This is a genomic window from Pseudoalteromonas sp. 2CM39R, assembly GCF_023161845.1.
On sequence record NZ_JALNTM010000001.1, the window covers coordinates 93,549 to 113,353 of the forward strand.

Here is a 19,805-nt window from a genome sequence, read left to right on the forward strand (position 1 = left end):
TGAACAATGAAATTATCTGACTTATTCAAAGTTAGTTTGGTAGCTGCAGCAGTTTCTTTAGCTGGTTGTGGTGGTGATTTAGTCGTTAAAGAAGGCGACACCACTGTCAACGAAGGCGATAACGTCACTAACATCATCGATAATGGTGGTGACAATGGTGATAACGGCGGCGACCAATCAGGTCGTGATGATTCTCAAAACGCAACAACTGGTTTCCCAACTGACATCGAAAATGCCTTAACACAAGGTTTAGCAACAGATGTTTCTTCAGAATTCCCAACGATTACAGATAAACCAGTTTACCGTTTATCAGCAGACACTACATTCACAGCTGATGTAACACTAACAAACGATGCTCACTGGATTTTAAATGGTCGTACAGCTGTAGGTAATGACCGCGCTGATAACGCTGTTCTTTATATCCAACAAGGTACTACATTAATCGGTGAATCGGGTGATGACTTCTTGGTTGTTCGTCGTGGTTCACAAATCGAATCAGTAGGTACTGTAAGCCAGCCAATCACAATGACTTCGATTCAAGATGTGACTAATGTTGAGACGTCTATCGGTCAGTGGGGCGGTTTAGTACTTCTTGGTAATGCACCTGCAAACTCATGTGGTGACCAAGAAGGCGAAGCAACTGCAGACGAACTTGCAAACTGTGGTGTTGCTGCAGAAGGTGATGCAGGTCAATTCGGTGGTAACGTTGCAGATGATAACTCAGGTACATTGAAATACTTAGTTGTTAAACATGCAGGTAAAACACTGGGTAATGGTGACGAGTTAAACGGTATTTCATTTGCTGGTGTTGGTTCTGCAACTACTGTTGATTACATTCAAGTACACGAGAACTTAGATGATGGTATCGAGTTCTTTGGTGGTACAGTAAACGTAAGTAACGTGGTACTTACAAGCATTGGTGATGACTCACTAGATTGGTCATTTGGTTGGACTGGTACGGCGAAAAACGTATACATTCAACAAGCTGCGAACTTAGGTGACAACGCGATTGAAGCGGATAACTCAGAGTTTGATTCAGACGCTACACCACTGACGAACCCTACAATTGAAAACGTAACAATCGTAGGTGCAGAAGGTAACAATGGTATTCGCCTACGTGCAGGTACTGCAGGTATGCTGAAAAACGTTTTCGTTACAGGTCCTGCAACGTATGAAAACTGTTTACGTGTTGGTTCTGATTCAGTGCCTCGTGCAGAAGACGGCTCTCTAACTATCACTAACTCAATTGTTGCTTGTCAAACTGCTGCGAATAACTTCGGTAGCGAAACAATTAATGGTGGTACTGTACAAGCGTGGTTTGAAGGCCAAGACGATAACCAAACTCTTACACCAGCAGATTTAATGCTAGATGATAATGGTTATATGCCTTTAGCAGGTTCACCATTATTAGCGAATGGTCAAATCGGTGCATTTAGCGCAACAAATAACTGGATGGAAGGTTGGACTGTTGCTATCAATGGCGGTTTCCCAACGGATATCGAAAATGCAATGGCGCAAGGTCTTGCGACAGACGTTTCATCTGAATTCCCACAAATCACTGACAAGCCGGTTTATCGTTTAGCTGAAGATACAACCTTCACTGCAGATGTAACATTAACAAATGACGCTCACTGGATCTTAAATGGTCGTACAGCAGTTGGTGGTGACCGTACTGATAGCGCAACATTATATGTTCAAGCGGGTACTACATTAATTGGTGAAACAGGTGATGACTTCTTAGTTGTTCGTCGTGGCTCACAAATTAACGCAAATGGTAATGCAACAGCACCAATCACTATGACATCTATCCAAGATATGACAGGTGCAGAAACAGGCATCGGTCAATGGGGTGGTTTAGTATTACTTGGTAATGCACCGGCTAACTCATGTGGTGACCAACAAGGTGAAACAACACCTGAAGAGCTAGCAAACTGTGGTGTTGCAGCTGAAGGTGATGCAGGTCAATTTGGTGGTGATGATGCAGAAGACAACTCGGGTGTTGTTCGTTATGTTGTTGTTAAACACGCAGGTAAAACACTGGGTAATGGCGATGAGCTAAATGGTATTTCATTCGCAGGTGTTGGTTCTCAAACAAAAGTTGAATACATCCAGGTTCACCAAAACCTTGACGATGGTATCGAGTTCTTCGGTGGTACTGTCAACGTTCGTAACGTTGTACTAACTGATATTGGTGATGACGCGTTTGACTGGTCATTTGGTTGGACAGGTCGCGCACAGAACGTTTATATCCAACAATCATCTGTTGAAGGTGACAATGCAATCGAAGCTGATAACTCTGAATTCGATTCAAACGCTACACCATTAACTAAGCCACTACTTTCAAACGTAACGATTGTTGGTGCTGACGGTAAAAACGGTGTTCGTCTTCGTGCAGGTACTGCGGGTGTTATCCGTAACATGGTTGTGACAGGCCCTGAAGGTTACAAAAACTGTTTACGTGTAGGTTCTGACTCTGTAGCAAATGCTGAATCTGGTGAGCTTTCTATCGAGAACTCAGTGGTAGCATGTAGTGCAGACAATAACTTCGGTTCTGAAGCAATCGGTTCTGGTAATGTTCAGTCTTGGTTCGAAGGTCAAACTGGTAACCAAACACTTACTGCAGCGACATTAAACCTTGCTACAGATGGTTTCACACCTAAATCAACCTCGCCATTATTAGGTGCAGGTGTTGATGCGTCAGACCTTGACCCATTCTTCACTAAAACAAGCTACATTGGTGCATTTGACGGTGACAACAACTGGATGGAAGGTTGGACAGTTGCTGTAAACCCTAGCTTCCCTGCTGATATCACAAACGCAATGGAGCAAGGTTTAGCGACTGATGTTTCTGCAAGCTTCCCACAAATTACCGATAAGCCAGTTTATCAGTTAGCACAAGATGTTGTTTTCACATCTGACGTGACATTAACTAACGATGCTCACTGGATACTTAAAGGCCGCACAGCAGTGGGTGGTGACCGTACTGATAGCGCAACACTTTATGTTCAATTTGGTACAACGCTAATCGGTGAAAGCGGTGATGACTTCTTAGTTGTTCGTCGTGATTCTAAGATTGAAGCGGTAGGTACTGCAACTCAACCAATCGTTATGACATCAATCCAAGATATGACAGGTGCTGAAACAGGCATTGGTCAATGGGGCGGTGTGGTACTTCTTGGTAACGCACCAGCTAACTCTTGTGGTGACCAAGTGGGCGAAACAACGGCTGATGAACTAGCAAACTGTGGTGTTGCTGCAGAAGGTGATGCTGGTCAATTCGGTGGTAACCAGCCAGAAGATAACTCAGGTACTCTTAAGTATGTTGTTGTAAAACAGGCAGGTAAAACACTTGGTAACGGTGATGAGCTTAACGGTATTTCACTTGCAGGTGTTGGTAGCCAAACTGAACTTGATTATATCCACGTTCACGAAAACCTTGATGACGGTGTTGAGTTCTTCGGTGGTACTGCAAGCATCAGCCACTTAGTACTGACAAACATTGGTGATGACTCGCTAGATTGGTCATTCGGTTGGACAGGTAATGCACAATACGTATTAATCAAGCAGTCTTCATCTGAAGGTGACAATGCAATTGAAGCTGATAACTCAGAGTTTGATTCAGATGCATCACCTTTAACTACACCTACTATCTCTAACGTAACTATCATCGGTGCAGATGGTGTAAACGGTATCCGTTTACGTGCAGGTACTGCGGGCATGTTGAAAAACGTGGTAGTAACAGGTGGTGAAGGTTATAAAAACTGCTTACGAGTTGGCGCAGATTCAGCTCCACGCGCTGAAGATGGTTCACTTACTATCAGTCACTCAGTAGTTGCATGTGCAGCAGATAATAACTTCTCAAGCCAAGCAATTGGTACAGGTAATGTTCAATCTTGGTTCGAAGGCCAAGAAGGTAACTCTATCATGGACGCAGCAATGTTAGGTCTTAGCGACAACGGTTATCAACCAAGTGCAGAATCAGCACTACTTGGTAACGGTTTCGATGCTTCAAGCCTAAATAGCTTCTTCGACCAAGTAGATTACATCGGTGCAATGGATGCGCAAACAGACTGGACAGCAGGTTGGGTAAAAGTAGGTCTTAACTAAGCCCTTCTAATCCATGGTCGGGGGCAACCCCGGCCAGCTTCTAGTTTTGTTTTCGGAGTATAATAATGAAATCTTTTACCCCCTCTAAACTTGTGCGTTCAAAGATAAATCACGCAGTGCTTGCAGCATTAGTTGGCTTATCAGTGAATACTGCTTATGCAGCAGATGAAGCACAAGAAATTGAAGAAGTGGTTGCTGTAGGACAGCGTTTAAAAGGGAGTGCTGGCGCGGTTCTTCAAGAGCGTCAAAATCAAGCTTTCGTTGCCGATATCATGGGTGCAGAGCAAATCTCTCGTACTGGTGATGGCGATGCTGCATCGGCACTTCGTCGTGTAACAGGTTTGACACTTGTTGATGGCAAGTTCATTTATGTTCGTGGTCTAGGTGAGCGATATTCGAGTACTCAGCTTAATAGCATGTATGTACCAAGTCCTGATCCAACTCGCTCAGTTGTACCGCTTGACTTATTTCCATCAGATATTATTGAAAGTTTAAGTGTTCAAAAATCGTTTTCACCCGATATGCCTGCGCATTTTGGTGGTGGTAACGTAAATATTAGAACTAAATCAATTCCGACTGATTTTTTATTTAAAGTCGATATTGGTACTTCTTATAACACCAATAACAGTGATACAGGCTACTTCTATGAAGGTGGTGATGATGACTGGATGGGGCGTGATGATGGTACTCGTGCGTTACCAAGTGAGTTCATCGATGCCTTTTATGGTGCGGGCCTTGAAGGCGATATCAATACAACACTTGCTGAGCGCCAAGCATTGATGTCGGCTCTTGATTGGAACATTTCAGCAACAGAAAAAGACGTTGATCCTGAAATGAGCTTTTCAGTTTCATTAGGCGATCGATTTGAAAGTGAAATGGGCACATTTGGTGTGTTAGCTGCGGTTTCTTACGAAAATGAGTGGGAAGTAGCACAAGAAAAAAGTGGTACAAACCTCGGTAGCTTAGGATGTGAAGACAAGTGTTTTGCTCAGTATTACGATGGTACATCGACTGAACAAAATGTACGTTGGAGCGGTACCTTCAATATTGGTTATGAGTTTAATTCAAACCATAAAATTGAACTGACTAATATTGCCCTGCATGACATGCGTGACCGTGTTCGTAATCGTAATTTCTATGATGCCAACGAAACGGAAGAAGGTGTACGTGATCTTCGCCGTGTTGATGTTGTGTATGAAGAGCGTGAAATGTTCTCTAGCCAATTAAAAGGCACACACAACTTTATCGACTTTAACAACTTGTTTGTTGATTGGTATGCCGGTACAAGCCGAGCAAACCGTGATGCACCAGGTGGTGTAGACGCTGTTTTCCAACGTAACTACGACGATGGTGTGTTTGTTTCTGAGCAATTACAAGACGTTTCAGCAACTAACGTAACACGTGAATTCCAAGTGCTTCATGACGAAGTTGATACTTGGGGTTGGAACATGGGTATGCCATTTTATGGTGAAGGCTATGAGCTTGAGCTAAAAGTGGGTGGCGATTTCTCAGAGAAAACCCGTACAGCAAACAATACTACATTTGGTATTACACACCGCGGTATTTCAGATGATTATTCATTTGGTTCACGTTTAGATGAGATTTTTGCTTACGATAACATCAATAATGATGCTTTCTATGCAAGCTCAACGGGTTCTGGCATTTTTGATGACAGAACAACAGACGGCGATAAATACAGTGCAGCCCACAAGTTAGATGCTTATTACTTTATGGCTGATTATTTCCTAGACAACACGTGGCGTATTACTGGTGGTGTTCGTTGGGAAGATTTTGCTCAAGTATCAGTACCATTTCAGGCGCATAGTAACTTATTTGATGCCACAACGGATGAACTCGCTGAAGTAGCAATTAAAGAAGACGATTTTTATCCTTCTTTAGCTGTCACTTATATCATGGATGAAGAAATGCAATTGCGTTTAAATTTAAGCGAAACAACGATTCGTCCAGATATGCGTGATGTAAGTTCTACGTTCTTCGTTGACCCGTTAACAGAGTTCCTAGTTCGTGGTTCACCGACACTACAAAGTTCAAAACTGAAAAATGCTGACTTCCGTTTTGAATGGTATATGGCATCGGGTAATAACCTATCAGTTGCATTGTTCTACAAAGACATTACAAACCCTATTGAAATGGTAGAACTTGCAGGTGTAGGTGGTGCTGCGCCACAGTTATTAACTGCAAACGCTGAATCAGGTGAGTTAACGGGTATTGAAGTTGATTTCTTGACTGACTTTAGCTTTATCAGTGCAGATTGGTCGAGTGTGTTCTTGTCGGGTAACGTTACGCTATCTGATTCAACTGTGAAACTAGGTATTGATGATTCTGACGGCGTTGATTCGTTGTTTGAGCAGCAATTAAAAGATGCACTTGATGCAGATACAGTGTCTAACATTGTTACTAACGATGAGCGCCGTTTAGTGGGTCACTCTGAGTGGGTAGCAAACTTACAGATGGGTTATGACTCTGCTGATGGTTTCCATTCGACATCACTTGTATATAACGTGTTTGGTCCACGTATTATTGTACCGGGTACTCGCGGTAATGAAGATGCTGAAGAGAAGCCATTCCATTCGCTTGATTTAGTTTATTCTTACTTCCCGAACTTCAACACAAAAGTTAAGTTCAAAATTGAAAACATCCTTGGTCAAGATAAAGAAATTGAACAAGAAGGTTTATCGCTTTGGAAGAAAGAAGAAGGCACTAAGTTTAGCTTAGGCTTCAGCTATGAGTTTTAATTAAACTCCCCAAGGAAGGATACAATAATAAATCCTAACGTTGATTTAGCCCTGCACTAGCAGGGCTTTTTTGTTTCTATACCCAAACCACCTCAAGATGCAGAATTCAGCGTTTCACAGGTGCTTAATATCAAGGCGTTACTTTGCAAGAATGGCAGTCCCTTTTAAGAAGTAACAACGATGAGAGTAAGTGCCTGTGAAGCGCCCAAAGGGTTGGTTTAAAAGCGATTTATACTGCGTTATTGATTTTAACAATAGAACCACTATTACTTGCAATCAATGCCTTGCCTAAATCGCTTTTAATTCCAACTGAAACTCGCATCTTGAGGTAGTTTGGGTATATTAAACCATTGCGTGTTATGGTAGTTCTAAGTGTTAAAACAGGGATTAAAAATGGACTTACGGTTAATTATAAATGGTAAAAAAGCGGCTGATGAGCAGCTTCGTGATGCCATTGGTCAATTTCGAACTAGTCAGCCACTGGCGGTGCGTGTTACCTATGAAGGCGGTGACATTGAGCGTTTTATCAATGAAGCCGTCGCAGAGGGTGTAAAACGTGTTGTTGTAGCTGGTGGTGATGGCACCGTTAATGAAGCCGTTAATGCATTAATGAAACTGGAAAAGTCACAACGTTTAGAGCTTGCTATTTTACCTATGGGCACAGCGAATGATTTTGCTACAGCCGCTAAAATTCCTCCCGAGTACTTACCAGCATTGAAACTTGCCGCAGATGGTCAGCCCCATGCAATTGATACGGTAGAGGTTGATAAGCGTTATTTTGTGAATGTAGCCAGTGCTGGCTTTGGGGCAAAAATTACCGCAACCACACCGCCTGCACTGAAAAACTTACTCGGTGGTGGGGCGTATACCTTGGCTGGGCTTGTACAAGCGCTGAGTTTTGTTCCTTACAGTGGCGAGTTAACGCTGCCTGATGGTGAACGTACTTCGGGCGATATTATTGCCGCTGCCGTATGTAATGGCCGCCAAGCGGGCGGTGGCCAGCCACTTGCGCCACATGCGTACATAAATGATGGCTTGGTTGATTTAGTGGCGTTTACATCATTTGCAATTTCAGATGTACCAGCGGTTATCGAAGAGCTAAGTAACTATCCTAATTCATCACAACAATGGGTAAAACGCTTTCAAGTGCCTTGGCTTGAATGGCAAACACAAACAGAAATGCCAATAAACTTAGATGGCGAGCCAATCACCTCAAAACAACAGCGTTTTGAAGTGCATGCTGGTGCGCTAAACATGGTGCTACCAGACGCTTGCCCGATGCTAAGATGAAAAATTTTGATGTTACTCGGTTAGCGCTGGTTTTGCTTTGGCCGCAATGCTAGATTACCCCTGTAAAAATTAAATTCTCACGCAATGGACTTTAATTTTTAACAGTTTAGGTAATTTGAATGAATCAAACAGTGGAACAAACAATGAAAAAAGTAGGATTAGTCGGTTGGCGGGGCATGGTTGGCTCTGTGTTATTAGAACGTATGCAGCAAGAAAATGATTTTTCTAATATCGACACGACTTTTTTCACCACCTCACAAACCGGTCAATTAGGCCCTGATCTTGCGGGTCCTGCTAAACCGCTTTTAGATGCTAATGATATCGCTGAGCTTGCGAAGATGGATATTATTGTCACTTGCCAAGGCGGTGACTATACCAAAGCCGTTTACCCGCAATTACGCGAATCAGGTTGGCAAGGTTACTGGATTGATGCGGCATCGGCACTACGTATGAGTGACGACAGTATTATTGTGCTAGACCCGGTAAACAAAGATGTTATCAGTGCAGGCTTAGAGCAAGGTGTTAAAACCTATGTGGGCGGAAACTGTACCGTATCACTTATGCTATTAGCCCTAGGCGGTTTATTTGAACAAGACTTGATTGAATGGGTAAGCCCTATGACATATCAAGCGGCTTCTGGTGCAGGCGCACGCAACATGAAAGAGTTAATTGCGCAAATGGGTGCAATTCACGAAACAGTGGCAGACAAGCTTGCAGATCCAAATGCTGCGATTCTTGAGATTGATAAGTTAGTCACCGAAAAAATTGCCTCAAGCGATTTACCACAAGACCAGTTTGGTGTTCCTCTAGCTGGTAGCCTTATCCCTTGGATTGATGTACCAATGCCAAGCGGTCAAAGTAAAGAAGAGTGGAAAGCGCAAGTTGAAGCAAACAAAATTTTAGGTAGCAGCGAGCAACCAGTACCCGTTGATGGCTTATGTGTTCGCATTGGCGCAATGCGTTGTCACTCACAAGCAATGACAATTAAGCTGCGCAAAGACATTAGCGTTGAGAAAATTGAAGAGATTCTTGCTTCTCACAATGAGTGGGTAAAAGTGATCCCGAATGATCGCGATATTACCGCTACAGATTTAACCCCTGTAAAAGTAACTGGCACGCTGTCTATTCCGGTAGGTCGTATTCGTAAATTAGCGATGGGACCAGAATACATCAGTGCATTTACAGTGGGTGACCAACTGTTATGGGGTGCAGCTGAGCCACTTCGTCGTATGTTACGCATTATTGTTGATGGTCAACACTAATAACACAGCTCAATATTAAGGCTAGCATTTTGCTGGCCTTTTTTAGCACTAAAGGAAAGTAATGCACACCCCTAATAAATGGAAAATGACACCAGAGCGAGTGTCGCAGTTCATTAAAACCTACAGCTTTGCACTGATGGTTGATAGTGAGTTTGAGGCAACTCATTTACCTTTAGTTTATAAGCCCGATGAGGGCGAGTTTGGTACTTTATATGGTCATGTGTCACGGGCAAATCGTCATAGCAAAAGCTTGCAAGATACCCGTGTATTAGTGGTTTTTAATGGCCCACATAGTTACGTGTCACCGACTTGGTATAGCGAGAAGCCAGCTGTATCGACATGGAACTACGCTGCGGTGCATGCCAAGGGCACAGTAGAATACCTCGATGATGATCACACCTTAGCTTGCCTTGATGAGTTAATTAGCCAATACGAGCCGAGTATTTTAAACGACACCAGTTTATTGCCAGCTGATTATCAAGCCAAGTTACTCCGTGGCATTGTTGGTATTAAAATCGAACTTGATTCAATTCAGGCAAAAGAGAAGTTAGGACAGCATAAATCGGCAGCGGATCAACAAGGTATTGTAACAGGGTTAAAATCAGATAAACACCCAGATGCCCAAGCTTTACTTAACTATATGCTTAAACATGAAGTAGGAATAGGCAGCTAATTTGCATCCCGCAAATGCTGCCAATTGGTTGGAAAGTACCTAGCATGGCTTTGTTAAAAGCATGTTAATTACTAATGTTAAAGTTAGTACATTCCATGTGTCTGTCAACTAAATGTCATATTTAGAGAAGGTAAGTTTCAAGTTAAGGCAATCTAAGAAGGTATGTAAAATTCAATGATTTTATTTATCCTAATCTACTTTGCTCCGAAAAAATAAACACTTAATTATTTGCTGAACTTCCAAGGCCTCACTATATTTTCTTAAGTGCTTAGTTGGAAGTTGGCTATGAACATTTCAAAAAAATTAAAACTCGCCTTTGCGTCAGCCATTGCGCTGCCGCTTATCATCATTGCTGTGCTTGTAATTACACAAACAAGACAGCAGGCACTCGATAGTTTTGCCGAGCTTAGTGAAAGAGAAGCGAGACAAGTCGATAATGGTATCAGTATGTTTTTTGCAGAAATCGAGAAAAACGTCGATTACCTTGCCTCCCATGCCGCTATATTAGACGCCAAGCAAGGTGTTAAAACCCATATGCAGTCACCTAGTGCAGAAAAGCTTGATCATTTAAGTGGTAGTAACACCGAACAAAACGCCTTTAGTTTGTTTGATCACTTTGGCGCCACCCACCCGGGACTTGCATATATTTATATGGGTAATGAGCAAGGCGGTTATATTCAATGGCCAGAGGGTGAAGTTACAGCGAATTATGACCCAAGAGTGAGGCCTTGGTACGAAACAGGCAAAGCAGCAGATGGTAAAACGGTAAGAACCAATGCCTACTATTGGGCAGCCGATGACATGGTCATTGTTTCTACTGTTAAAGCGATTAAACAAGCGGGGGAGTTTATAGGTGTGCAAGGCATGGATGTATCATTGCAAGGCCTTACCGATATTATTGCGAACATTAAACTTGGTGAAACTGGCTATTTAATGTTGATTGAAGATAGTGGCAATGTACTCGTTGACGTTAAAAATGCTGATTACAGGTTTAAACAGTTAGCACAAGTCAATAACGGAAAATACAAACAGCTCGCTGATAATAATCAGGGTCAATTTGAAATTGACATTAATGGCAAAGGGTACTTAGCGAATATTTATACCTCACAAAAACTAGGCTGGAAATTTATAGGCTTAGTTGAAAAATCTGAAGTGATGAGTGCTGCAAACGCAATGACGATTACCATTTTAGTCATCAGTGCAATCTTGATTGCTGTGTTCATTTTAGTTGCTAGCTATATTTCTAAATTAATTTCTGCACCTATTGTTGAAGTAAGTGATGGTCTTACCGAGATATCACAAGGTGGTGGTGATTTAACGAAACGGTTAGTGATTAAAACACGCGATGAAACGGCTAAGCTGGCTAACAGCTTTAATTTATTTTTGAATCTAATATCGGATTTAGTCACGCAAATTAATGATTGTGCGCAAAACGTAAGTGATACCTCAGCGCAAACATCATCACAGGCGGGGCAATTATCTGGCTCAACATCACAGCAACAACAAGCTCTTGAAATGGCGGCCACTGCGATTAATGAAATGGCAGCGACTGCTAATGAAGTCTCTGCCAGTTGTGCCAATGCAGCCGAACTTGCATCGCAAACACAGCAGGCCTCTGAGCTTGGGCAAAGTGTTATATCTGAAACGGTTGATAGTGTTGTGTCTTTGTCTGAGGTGATCACCAAAGCAACCCAAGATATAAACCAACTCGACGCTGAAAGCGAAAACATTATGTCGATATTAAGTGTGATAAGAGGCATTGCAGAGCAAACCAATTTGTTAGCCTTAAATGCTGCAATTGAAGCGGCGAGGGCGGGCGACCATGGTCGAGGTTTTGCGGTAGTTGCAGATGAGGTGCGTGCGTTATCACAAAGAACCTCAGAATCAACAGAAGAAATAGCTAGTCAGTTAGATACGTTGCGTAAAATGTCTGATCAAGTGTCAAAAGAGATGACAACCAGCTTAAACCGCACAAATAAAACGGTTGATTTAGCCCATTCAGCACAGCAGCAATTTAGCGAAATTACCGCGTCTATCGTCAATATTAGCGATTTAAATACACAAATTGCCACTGCAGCCGAAGAGCAACAGCATGTAGCCGAAGACATTAACCGCAATGTTGTTGAAATTAAAAATGCGGCTGATGATGTAAGCGAAATTGCCGATAGTGCAAGAGGCAATGGAGAGAAACTAAACCTGTTATCGAATACACTGACTGATTTAGTGGGTAAATTTAAAGTGTAAGTGAGGCATTATTGAAACATTGTTGCTATTTGTTTTTAAGTAGACTTACGAGCTGGATCAATTTATCAAATAATAATTACCCGTTTTAGGTTCTAGGACTTGATTTAATAATACAATATGATTAAGTTTTAACAGCAACTAACAACACAGTAATGAGCTATGCAGGGAAGAACATTCAACTTTAACAAATTGCCACTTATTGTTTGTTTACTAATGTTCTTTCTAACCTGCGTTTTTCATGTGTCTGTAAGTTATTTTCAGGTAAGACACCAAAAGCAATTTTCGAACGTTTTATTAAATAAGGCTGAGCATATCTCTGCAGATATCTCATCAGCAATAAATGCCGCTTCACAGATATCATCTCTTCAATGTGACACTCAAACCATTAATAAATTACGGGTGATTTTGGCCAATTATGAATACGTCCATGATCTAGGTTTAATTAGAAAAGGTAAGGTTAAGTGCTCTGCAAATTGGGGTAAGTTAGACAAAACAACATTACTTACTCAGCAATTATATAATTCATCTTCAGGGTATGATTTTGCAGCAGAGGTTGCAGGTGTTTTTCCGGTAAAAACAAAGTATGACGTCACTAAACGTGACGATATCATCGCATTCACTGTAAACAAGCCTTTTAAACATATTGATGAATTAAAAAAGCACTTTGAATTTAAAATTATTTCTAAAAATAAAGAGTATGTTTTTCATCACTATGAAACCCAATATCAATTTAACAGCAAAACATTATTGCCAACGCAACAGGTAGAAACGTGTAGTACACAATTTTCTTATTGTGTTGTGACTGAGAATAATCGCCCAGGTATTTTATATTTCCCGCTGTACATATCTGTATTGATCATATGTATGCTTGGTTTAATTAGCTTTTTAATAGCGTATTCTTTGAGCTCATATTTTGATAAGCAAAACTCCATGGAATTCAGACTTCGAAGTGCGATCAAAAATGCACAGTTGTATCTTGAGTATCAACCAATCATAGATGTTAAAACTAACAAAATAATTGGTGTTGAGAGTTTAGTCCGCTGGAAAGACGAAATACATGGCCAGGTTTCACCGGAACTATTTTTAGGTGTTGCTGAGCAGTTATCTTTGTATCCTATGTTGGCCTATGAATGCGCGACGAAGGCCCTTCAAGAATTAGCACCAATTATGAAAACCGATCATGGTTTTTCTGTCGCAATTAATGTTAATGCATATGAAATTGAAAACCCAGAGTTTTTAGATTACTTACATCAGCTTTGTAGTGAGTATGAGCTAAGGAATGAGCAAGTAAAGATAGAGATCACAGAGCGCATTGGCTTGCCTTTAACTTTATTAGCTTGCTTCGCTTTAAAGGCGAAAAAATATGGCTTTAAAATAGCGCTCGATGATTTTGGAACCGGAGTATCTAATCTTGTATGGCTTACAGAAATCAACTTTGATGTAATCAAGATAGATAAGGTATTTACCCAATCAATTACAGATGGTGTAAAGCAAAAAATGGTTTTGGCGATAATGTCATTAGTCTCAGAGCTGAACCGAACTGTTATCTTTGAAGGGGTTGAAACTGAGGACGAGTACAATTTTATCGAGAGTCATAACGAGGATTACCAAATACAAGGTTGGTATTTTTATAAATCATTGTCTTTGCAAGAGTTACAAAATGCTTTGGTTGGTAATGACAATGCTCAAACGCTCTAGACTTATTTTGCTGTTACACATTAGTATGTAACCGGCAATCGCTGTAGAACAAAATGGAAAACAATGAAAGTAGACAATGCGACCGCTGAGGATTATCCAGAGCTACTCGCTGTATGGGAAAACTCAGTACGAGCAACTCATGATTTTATAACAGAAGACGACATAGCCTTTTTTAAGCCAATCATTATTGAGCAGGCGTTTCCTAATGTGACTTTAAAGTGCATTAAGGATGAGCATCAGGCAATTTTAGGCTTTATTGGCGTACATGAGTGCAAAATAGAAATGTTGTTCATTTTAGATGCCGCAAGGGGTATGGGGATAGGTAAAACACTCTTGAACTATGCGGTTGAGCAATTAGCAGCCAACAAAGTGGATGTTAATGAGCAAAACCCACTTGCAGTTGGGTTTTATCAATATATGGGGTTTAAAGTTGCCTCACGCTCACCTTTAGATGATATGGGCAAACCATTTCCAATATTGCACATGGAACTCGCGTAGGAACGGCTCTTATAAACAAACGCGCGAAACAAGTTTCACGCCTACGATAGAAAACATTAAGTACTAGGATTTAGGCTCTGGGACGCGATGTAAAATCGCTGCTGCTTGTTCGGCGTTGAAACGCCTCCTACAAACTTTACTCTCGTAACTTGTAACTTTCACCTCAATCGCGCTAAAGCACGACTTACAACGCGCGAAACAAGTTTCACGCTACGATTGAAAACAATAGGCTCTAGGATTTAGGCTATGGGACGCGATATAAAATTGCTGCTACTTGTTTGGCGTTGAAACGCCTCCTACAAACTTTCCCCTTGTAACTCGCTAACTTTACTCTCGTATCTTAAAAACTAAATAATCATTACTTGTCATACAAAATAATCTATTGTATTTTCAGGGAATTAAGGTTTAAAAATAAAAGGATTTTAGTAATGGTTAAACTAAATGGATTCACAGTTTTAATTTTGATTGCTATCAGTTCGCTAATAACTTATTTGGTTACTTCATCGAGCAACAATAGTGAGGTGACGGCTACCGTAATAGAGAGTCAAGTTAATAGTGATTCTAATAAAGAAGTGATCTCGGCGAATAACAAAGATATACATCAAAGCACTATTCAAGTTAAACAATTAGCCAGTTCAGATCCTGAAGGTAATAAGGTGAGTGAAGAGCAAGGTCAACAAACGAATTTAGCTGATAGACATTTTTCATCATCAGAATCTGTTACCAATTTATTCATCACTGATAATGAGCAAATTAAACAGCAAAGCGTGTTTGGCGCAATCACAATTCCTGAATTTCATGACTTTTTGAATAATGTACGAGGTGCAGAAGAAACCGATAACTCAATAGAAAGAGAAGTTAAGCTGCTCGAAATGTTGAATCAAATTCGCACAAACGATGTTTATGCTGAAGACTTTGCTTGCAGAGGTAAAGTCTGTGCTATGTCATTTTACCATGAGGCTAACTCTGATTTTGATCTTGATAAGTTGAGTACTTTTGATGAAAACTACCTTTTCACAAACACATCAAAAGACGAATCAGGTTCAACAGTGACAAGAGTCTTGTTTATTCAAACAGACAACCCATCTCAATTAGTTTTTACCAATGGCTAGTCTTTGTAAGTCGCTATTTATGGCGACAAAACCTTTAACATTTTCATGTAGGAACGGCTTTAGCGGTGAACCATAAATGTTTGGCTTTGAAACGCCTCTTATAAACAAACGCGCGAAACAAGTTTCACGCCTACGATTGAAAACATTAGGCGCTAGGATTCAGGCTCTGGGACGCGATGTAAAATCGCTGCTACTTGTTCGGCGTTGAAACGCCCCCTACAAACTTTAACCTTGTAGCTTTCTAACTTTCCCCTCAATCGCGCTAAAGCACTACCTACAAGACAACGCGCGAAACAAGTTTCACGCCTACGATGAATCACGTTGGAACGGCTTCAGCCGTGAATTTAGATATTCGGCGTTGAAACGCCTCCTAGAAACTTTCACCTTGTGGCTTTCTAACTTGCTAACTTTACTCTCGCAACTCGCTAACTCATAACATATCTTTTGCTTAATTTAATGAACGCGATATGCTGAAGCAACGAATAAAGCATTACATGGGAGTAGCAAATGAATCTCAATCAGGTGACGTTACCTGTAAAGGATATGAATGAAGCGGTGGTTTTTTACTTAACACTGGGAATGATTCAGATTGTAGATACCCCGCATTACGCACGCTTTCAATGCCCAGATGGTGATGCCACATTTTCGCTGTCATTAGAAACTGAAGAATTTAGTAATAGTGCGGTCATTTATTTTGAACATGAGCAGCTCGATGAGCTCTACGCAAGCTTTGTTGAAAAAGGTATTAGCTTTGAACAGCCGCCTACACCCCAACGTTATTTATGGACAGAAGCAATTCTAAAAGACCCATCAGGGAATAAAATTAAATTGTATTGGGCGGGAGAAAACCGCTTAAATCCTCCGTGGAAGGTAGAAAAGAGAGGATGATATGTAATGAATATTACAGCAAAAGTTACATTTTTAGTCATAGAACGCCCACCTCATGCATTTAGATATACTGGAAGTGGTTGTTACCCTCGAATTTCGTATTTGAACCGTGTTGATACCAGCTGTAGACTTATTTTTGAAGAGAGTAAAGAGTTCTTTGATGGAGAAACTGCTGATATATCCATAGAAATGTTGGATTCATCTGCACATCAAGGTATGTATATTGGTATGCCTTTTGAGTTGTTTGTATGTCATACAAAAATAGCAGAAGGGCAAATATTAAGCTTACTTTGATAATAATCGATGAATTTCAACAAGTGCTTTGAGGTTAAATGGTGAGCTTGATAACATTTATAAATAAATGCACAGGCATTATTGAATTGGGTTTGCTAGAGCATCCAGCTGCACAAGAGCAAGTGAAAGCTATAAAAGAAGAAATTATCGAGTTGGATCGTAAATTTTCAGGTTGAGTTCGATTGCAAAAAGCTGCTTCATATTTATAAGTTTAAAGTAGAAGCGCTAGAGTCTAGGTCCTAGCGCCCAATATCTAAAAACTATTATTTAAAAAACCTTACTGCTTTTCTTTCAGTAATTGTTTTAGTTCAGCCATTTCAGCTTGCAGCTGAGCAATTTGCCCTTTGGTTGCTGGCATGTCGGCATCAGATGTTTGCTCTTCACGGGCGTTACGATGCTCTTCAGACATGACCTCTAAAATTGCACCAACCATCATGTTTAAAAATACAAAGGCTGTTAAGAAGATAAACGTTAGGTAGAAAATCCAGCTGAGTTCATACACAGCCATAGTTTCATACATAACATCGGTCCAATCCTCGAACGTGGCGATTCTGAACAGGGTAAGCATAGAAATAGACACATCGCCCCACAGTACAGGGTTTATATCAGCAAACAGCATGCTACCCATGGCGGCATAAATATAGAAGATCACGAACATAAGCAGGGCGATATAGCCCATTTGTGGAATGGCTTTTAAAAGCGAGTTAACCAGCAGCCTAAGCTCTGGGATCATAGATACAAGTCGCAATACGCGGAAAATACGCAGTAATCGAGCGATAAAAATCGTAGAGCCAGCTGCAGGGTAAAGGCTACCCACCACGATTATAAAATCGAAGATATTCCAGCCTTTGGTGAAAAAGTCTTTAAAACCACGGCTTGCGATAAAGCGGATCACCAGTTCAACTAAAAAGAAAACGGTGATACCTAAGTCCATCCAATGCAAGGCAAGCTCAGCAGTTGGATGTAAAGAGTAGGTGTGTGCACCCACTGTTAGCGCTGAAATAACAATGACAGCAATAACAAATGATTGAAAAATTTTACTTTTATCGATACGCTGAAACAGCTGTTGTAACTGCGACAACATCATATAGAACCCTTTGGTAATAATATTTAAACCCACGCAATATACAGGAAAACGCAGCACCAATGTATAACTACATAAAGGAAATTTAATGTTTTTAAATGCCTTAAAATTGGGCGTGATTGCGACCCTTGCAATACTTTTATCATCTTGTAGCTCAGATGCCCGTTATCATGAAATTCAATCGGCGCGTTTAAGTGAATGCAATCATATGGCAGATAAAGAGTACCATGAGTGCGTAAAGCGCCAGCAAGACAGCTACGAAGAATTTAAAAAACAACAAGCAGAACATGACTAAAACTGAAAAGCGCCTAGATAAGGCTATTCGAGTTGCATTAACGCAAGCGTGCGAACAAGCAAAAGAGCAAGTACAAGAATTTTCATGGTTAACGCATACTGCTGATCTAAAAAAGCTACCGCAATCACTAAAAGTAAGTTGTTATTGTAAAGAGCTGCCGATAGCCGCTGAGCAAACCCAGTTAATTACCAGTTTAATTATCAAAGAATTGAGCGCTATAGATTTAGCTATCAATGCAAAAGCAATTGCGTTTTTAAAGGAATAATAATGTACGTAAATTTAACCCCTAAACAGATGGTTAGGTTAAATCAAGCCCTTGCTATGTTATTTATTTGTATAGGTGTGTACAGCTTGCAATCAGACTCATTACCTATTTCAAGTTTTACCGGTTTTATATTTGCTATCGGTTTTATGGTACAGGCCTACCGCTCAACAGAGAAATTTGCTGCCAAATCAGCGCTTAGTAAAACACTCACGGCAACAGACACAAGCTTAACGGTTAAGCAGGTTTATTATGGCGATAAAGAAGAGACTCTTGAATTAAGCCGTATTACGCAACTGAAAGTTTCTGATAACTATTTAGCCGTCATATTAGATGGCAACGGCCAAGGTTATGACTTTCAAATAAAAGGCAAAGCTGAAGCTATCATTGAACGTTTAAATGAGATATTGCCAAAGGAGCTGCTTAAAAACAGCCCAATCAAACAGGTTTAATTTGGTAAGCCAGCTGCAAATGGCTATAATCGGCAAAAATTATTGAAAGAGATATAGCAATGGCAGTGCCTACGCGTTCACAAATTTCAATTGGCTGCGAAGTCAACATTGTTTTAAAACAAGATCAACGAACTGGTCAGTTAACTCAAGGTGTGGTTTCACGTATTTTAACTAAATCCCCAAACCACCCGCATGGTATTAAAGTTCAACTTGATGATGGTCAAGTAGGGCGCGTGAAAGAGATTTTATCATGAGTGTTTTAAGCGAAAGTGAATTTTGGCAACTTGTGACCGCCGAAGATAAAACTGCTGAGCCTGAGTCTGTTTGTAACGCATTAAAAGCAAAGCTGACTGATTTATCTGACCAGCAGCTGATGGAATTTGATAAGCAGTTTAACCTACGTATGCGTAAAGCCTATACCTGGGACTTATTTGGTGCCGCTTATGTAATGGCTGGTTGTAACGACGATTATGGCTTTTCAGAGTTTTTATGTTGGCTTATTTCACGTGGTGAACAGGCTTTTTTAAAGGCGCTTGAAAACCCGGACTCAATTGCCGAGTGTACGCCAGTTTATCATTTAAACGAACAGCCTTACCCGTATTTAGATGAGTACGATTTAATTGCTGGTATGCTTTACGAAGAACGTAATGATGACGAATTACCCTTTGTGCCATCAGGCCTTGAGCAACCAAAAGGTAAACGTTTTAAAGATAAAGCTAAGTTTTTAAAACAAACCTACCCAAATTTATACGCCAAATATTGGCAACAACCGAGTTAATTAAAAGCACCTAAGGGTGCTTTTTTTATGTCTTTAGGTTACTTGTTCGTAGTTTTTCAGCAATTTCTTAGTACCCAAATTCAACCATTTTGTGTTATCTTATTCATGCTTA

Annotated in this window: 17 protein-coding genes; 16 read left to right on the forward strand and 1 reads right to left on the reverse strand. The window is 40.7% G+C overall.

What is annotated here, in order from left to right; genetic code table 11:
* The first annotated feature begins 6 nt into the window (after window positions 1-6).
* The 11 genes from MTF66_RS00430 to MTF66_RS00480 all read left to right on the forward strand — a co-directional run bounded on the left by MTF66_RS00430 (window position 7) and on the right by MTF66_RS00480 (window position 16,822).
* Window positions 7-4,107 carry a hypothetical protein gene (locus tag MTF66_RS00430; RefSeq protein ID WP_248525892.1) on the forward strand — a complete coding sequence of 1,367 codons (4,101 nt, stop codon included), beginning with the start codon at window positions 7-9 and terminating at the stop codon, window positions 4,105-4,107.
* 65 nt (window positions 4,108-4,172) lie between these two features.
* On the forward strand, window positions 4,173-6,863 hold the full coding sequence (locus MTF66_RS00435; protein WP_248525894.1) for a TonB-dependent receptor domain-containing protein: 2,691 nt from the start codon (window positions 4,173-4,175) through the stop codon (window positions 6,861-6,863).
* A gap of 393 nt (window positions 6,864-7,256) precedes the next feature.
* On the forward strand, window positions 7,257-8,153 hold the full coding sequence (yegS, locus tag MTF66_RS00440) for a lipid kinase YegS (RefSeq protein ID WP_248525896.1): 897 nt from the start codon (window positions 7,257-7,259) through the stop codon (window positions 8,151-8,153).
* A gap of 119 nt (window positions 8,154-8,272) precedes the next feature.
* Window positions 8,273-9,415 carry an aspartate-semialdehyde dehydrogenase gene (gene asd / locus MTF66_RS00445; RefSeq protein ID WP_055021636.1) on the forward strand — a complete coding sequence of 381 codons (1,143 nt, stop codon included), beginning with the start codon at window positions 8,273-8,275 and terminating at the stop codon, window positions 9,413-9,415.
* 61 nt (window positions 9,416-9,476) lie between these two features.
* Window positions 9,477-10,088 carry an FMN-binding negative transcriptional regulator gene (locus MTF66_RS00450; RefSeq protein ID WP_248525898.1) on the forward strand — a complete coding sequence of 204 codons (612 nt, stop codon included), beginning with the start codon at window positions 9,477-9,479 and terminating at the stop codon, window positions 10,086-10,088.
* A gap of 285 nt (window positions 10,089-10,373) precedes the next feature.
* Window positions 10,374-12,332, forward strand: coding sequence for a methyl-accepting chemotaxis protein (locus MTF66_RS00455; protein WP_248525900.1), 1,959 nt, complete (start codon window positions 10,374-10,376; stop codon window positions 12,330-12,332).
* 159 nt (window positions 12,333-12,491) lie between these two features.
* The gene (locus tag MTF66_RS00460) at window positions 12,492-14,030 is read left to right on the forward strand and encodes an EAL domain-containing protein (RefSeq protein ID WP_248525902.1); all 1,539 of its coding nucleotides are present in this window, start codon (window positions 12,492-12,494) and stop codon (window positions 14,028-14,030) included.
* A 63-nt stretch (window positions 14,031-14,093) separates the two neighbouring features.
* Window positions 14,094-14,528 (forward strand): GNAT family N-acetyltransferase, encoded by a 435-nt coding sequence (locus tag MTF66_RS00465; RefSeq protein ID WP_248525903.1) that lies wholly within the window; start codon window positions 14,094-14,096, stop codon window positions 14,526-14,528.
* A 428-nt stretch (window positions 14,529-14,956) separates the two neighbouring features.
* Window positions 14,957-15,640, forward strand: coding sequence for a hypothetical protein (locus tag MTF66_RS00470; RefSeq protein ID WP_248525905.1), 684 nt, complete (start codon window positions 14,957-14,959; stop codon window positions 15,638-15,640).
* A 507-nt stretch (window positions 15,641-16,147) separates the two neighbouring features.
* Complete coding sequence (locus MTF66_RS00475) at window positions 16,148-16,528, forward strand: VOC family protein (protein WP_248525907.1); 381 nt, start codon at window positions 16,148-16,150, stop codon at window positions 16,526-16,528.
* Window positions 16,529-16,534: 6 nt separating this feature from the next.
* The gene (locus MTF66_RS00480; protein WP_248525909.1) at window positions 16,535-16,822 is read left to right on the forward strand and encodes a hypothetical protein; all 288 of its coding nucleotides are present in this window, start codon (window positions 16,535-16,537) and stop codon (window positions 16,820-16,822) included.
* Window positions 16,823-17,099: 277 nt separating this feature from the next.
* Here the strand turns inward: MTF66_RS00480 and MTF66_RS00485 are convergent, their stop codons facing one another.
* Window positions 17,100-17,906, reverse strand: coding sequence for an ion transporter (locus MTF66_RS00485; protein WP_171037160.1), 807 nt, complete (start codon window positions 17,904-17,906; stop codon window positions 17,100-17,102).
* Between the two features lie 88 nt (window positions 17,907-17,994).
* Here MTF66_RS00485 and MTF66_RS00490 point away from each other — a divergent pair, with 88 nt between their 5' ends.
* The 5 genes from MTF66_RS00490 to MTF66_RS00510 are packed head-to-tail and all read left to right on the forward strand — an operon-like array spanning window position 17,995 to window position 19,693.
* Entirely contained in the window at window positions 17,995-18,201 is a 207-nt protein-coding gene (locus MTF66_RS00490; protein WP_248525910.1) for a hypothetical protein, read from the forward strand.
* Window positions 18,194-18,466, forward strand: coding sequence for a hypothetical protein (locus MTF66_RS00495; protein ID WP_248525912.1), 273 nt, complete (start codon window positions 18,194-18,196; stop codon window positions 18,464-18,466). The genes MTF66_RS00490 and MTF66_RS00495 overlap by 8 nt, the downstream gene beginning before the upstream one ends.
* Before the next feature lie 2 nt (window positions 18,467-18,468).
* Window positions 18,469-18,915, forward strand: a complete 447-nt coding sequence (locus tag MTF66_RS00500; RefSeq protein ID WP_248525914.1) for a hypothetical protein — start codon at window positions 18,469-18,471, stop codon at window positions 18,913-18,915.
* A gap of 59 nt (window positions 18,916-18,974) precedes the next feature.
* Window positions 18,975-19,169 carry a YwbE family protein gene (locus MTF66_RS00505; RefSeq protein WP_036971837.1) on the forward strand — a complete coding sequence of 65 codons (195 nt, stop codon included), beginning with the start codon at window positions 18,975-18,977 and terminating at the stop codon, window positions 19,167-19,169.
* Window positions 19,166-19,693 (forward strand): DUF4240 domain-containing protein, encoded by a 528-nt coding sequence (locus tag MTF66_RS00510; protein ID WP_062565591.1) that lies wholly within the window; start codon window positions 19,166-19,168, stop codon window positions 19,691-19,693. The genes MTF66_RS00505 and MTF66_RS00510 overlap by 4 nt, the downstream gene beginning before the upstream one ends.
* Window positions 19,694-19,805 lie beyond the last annotated feature (112 nt).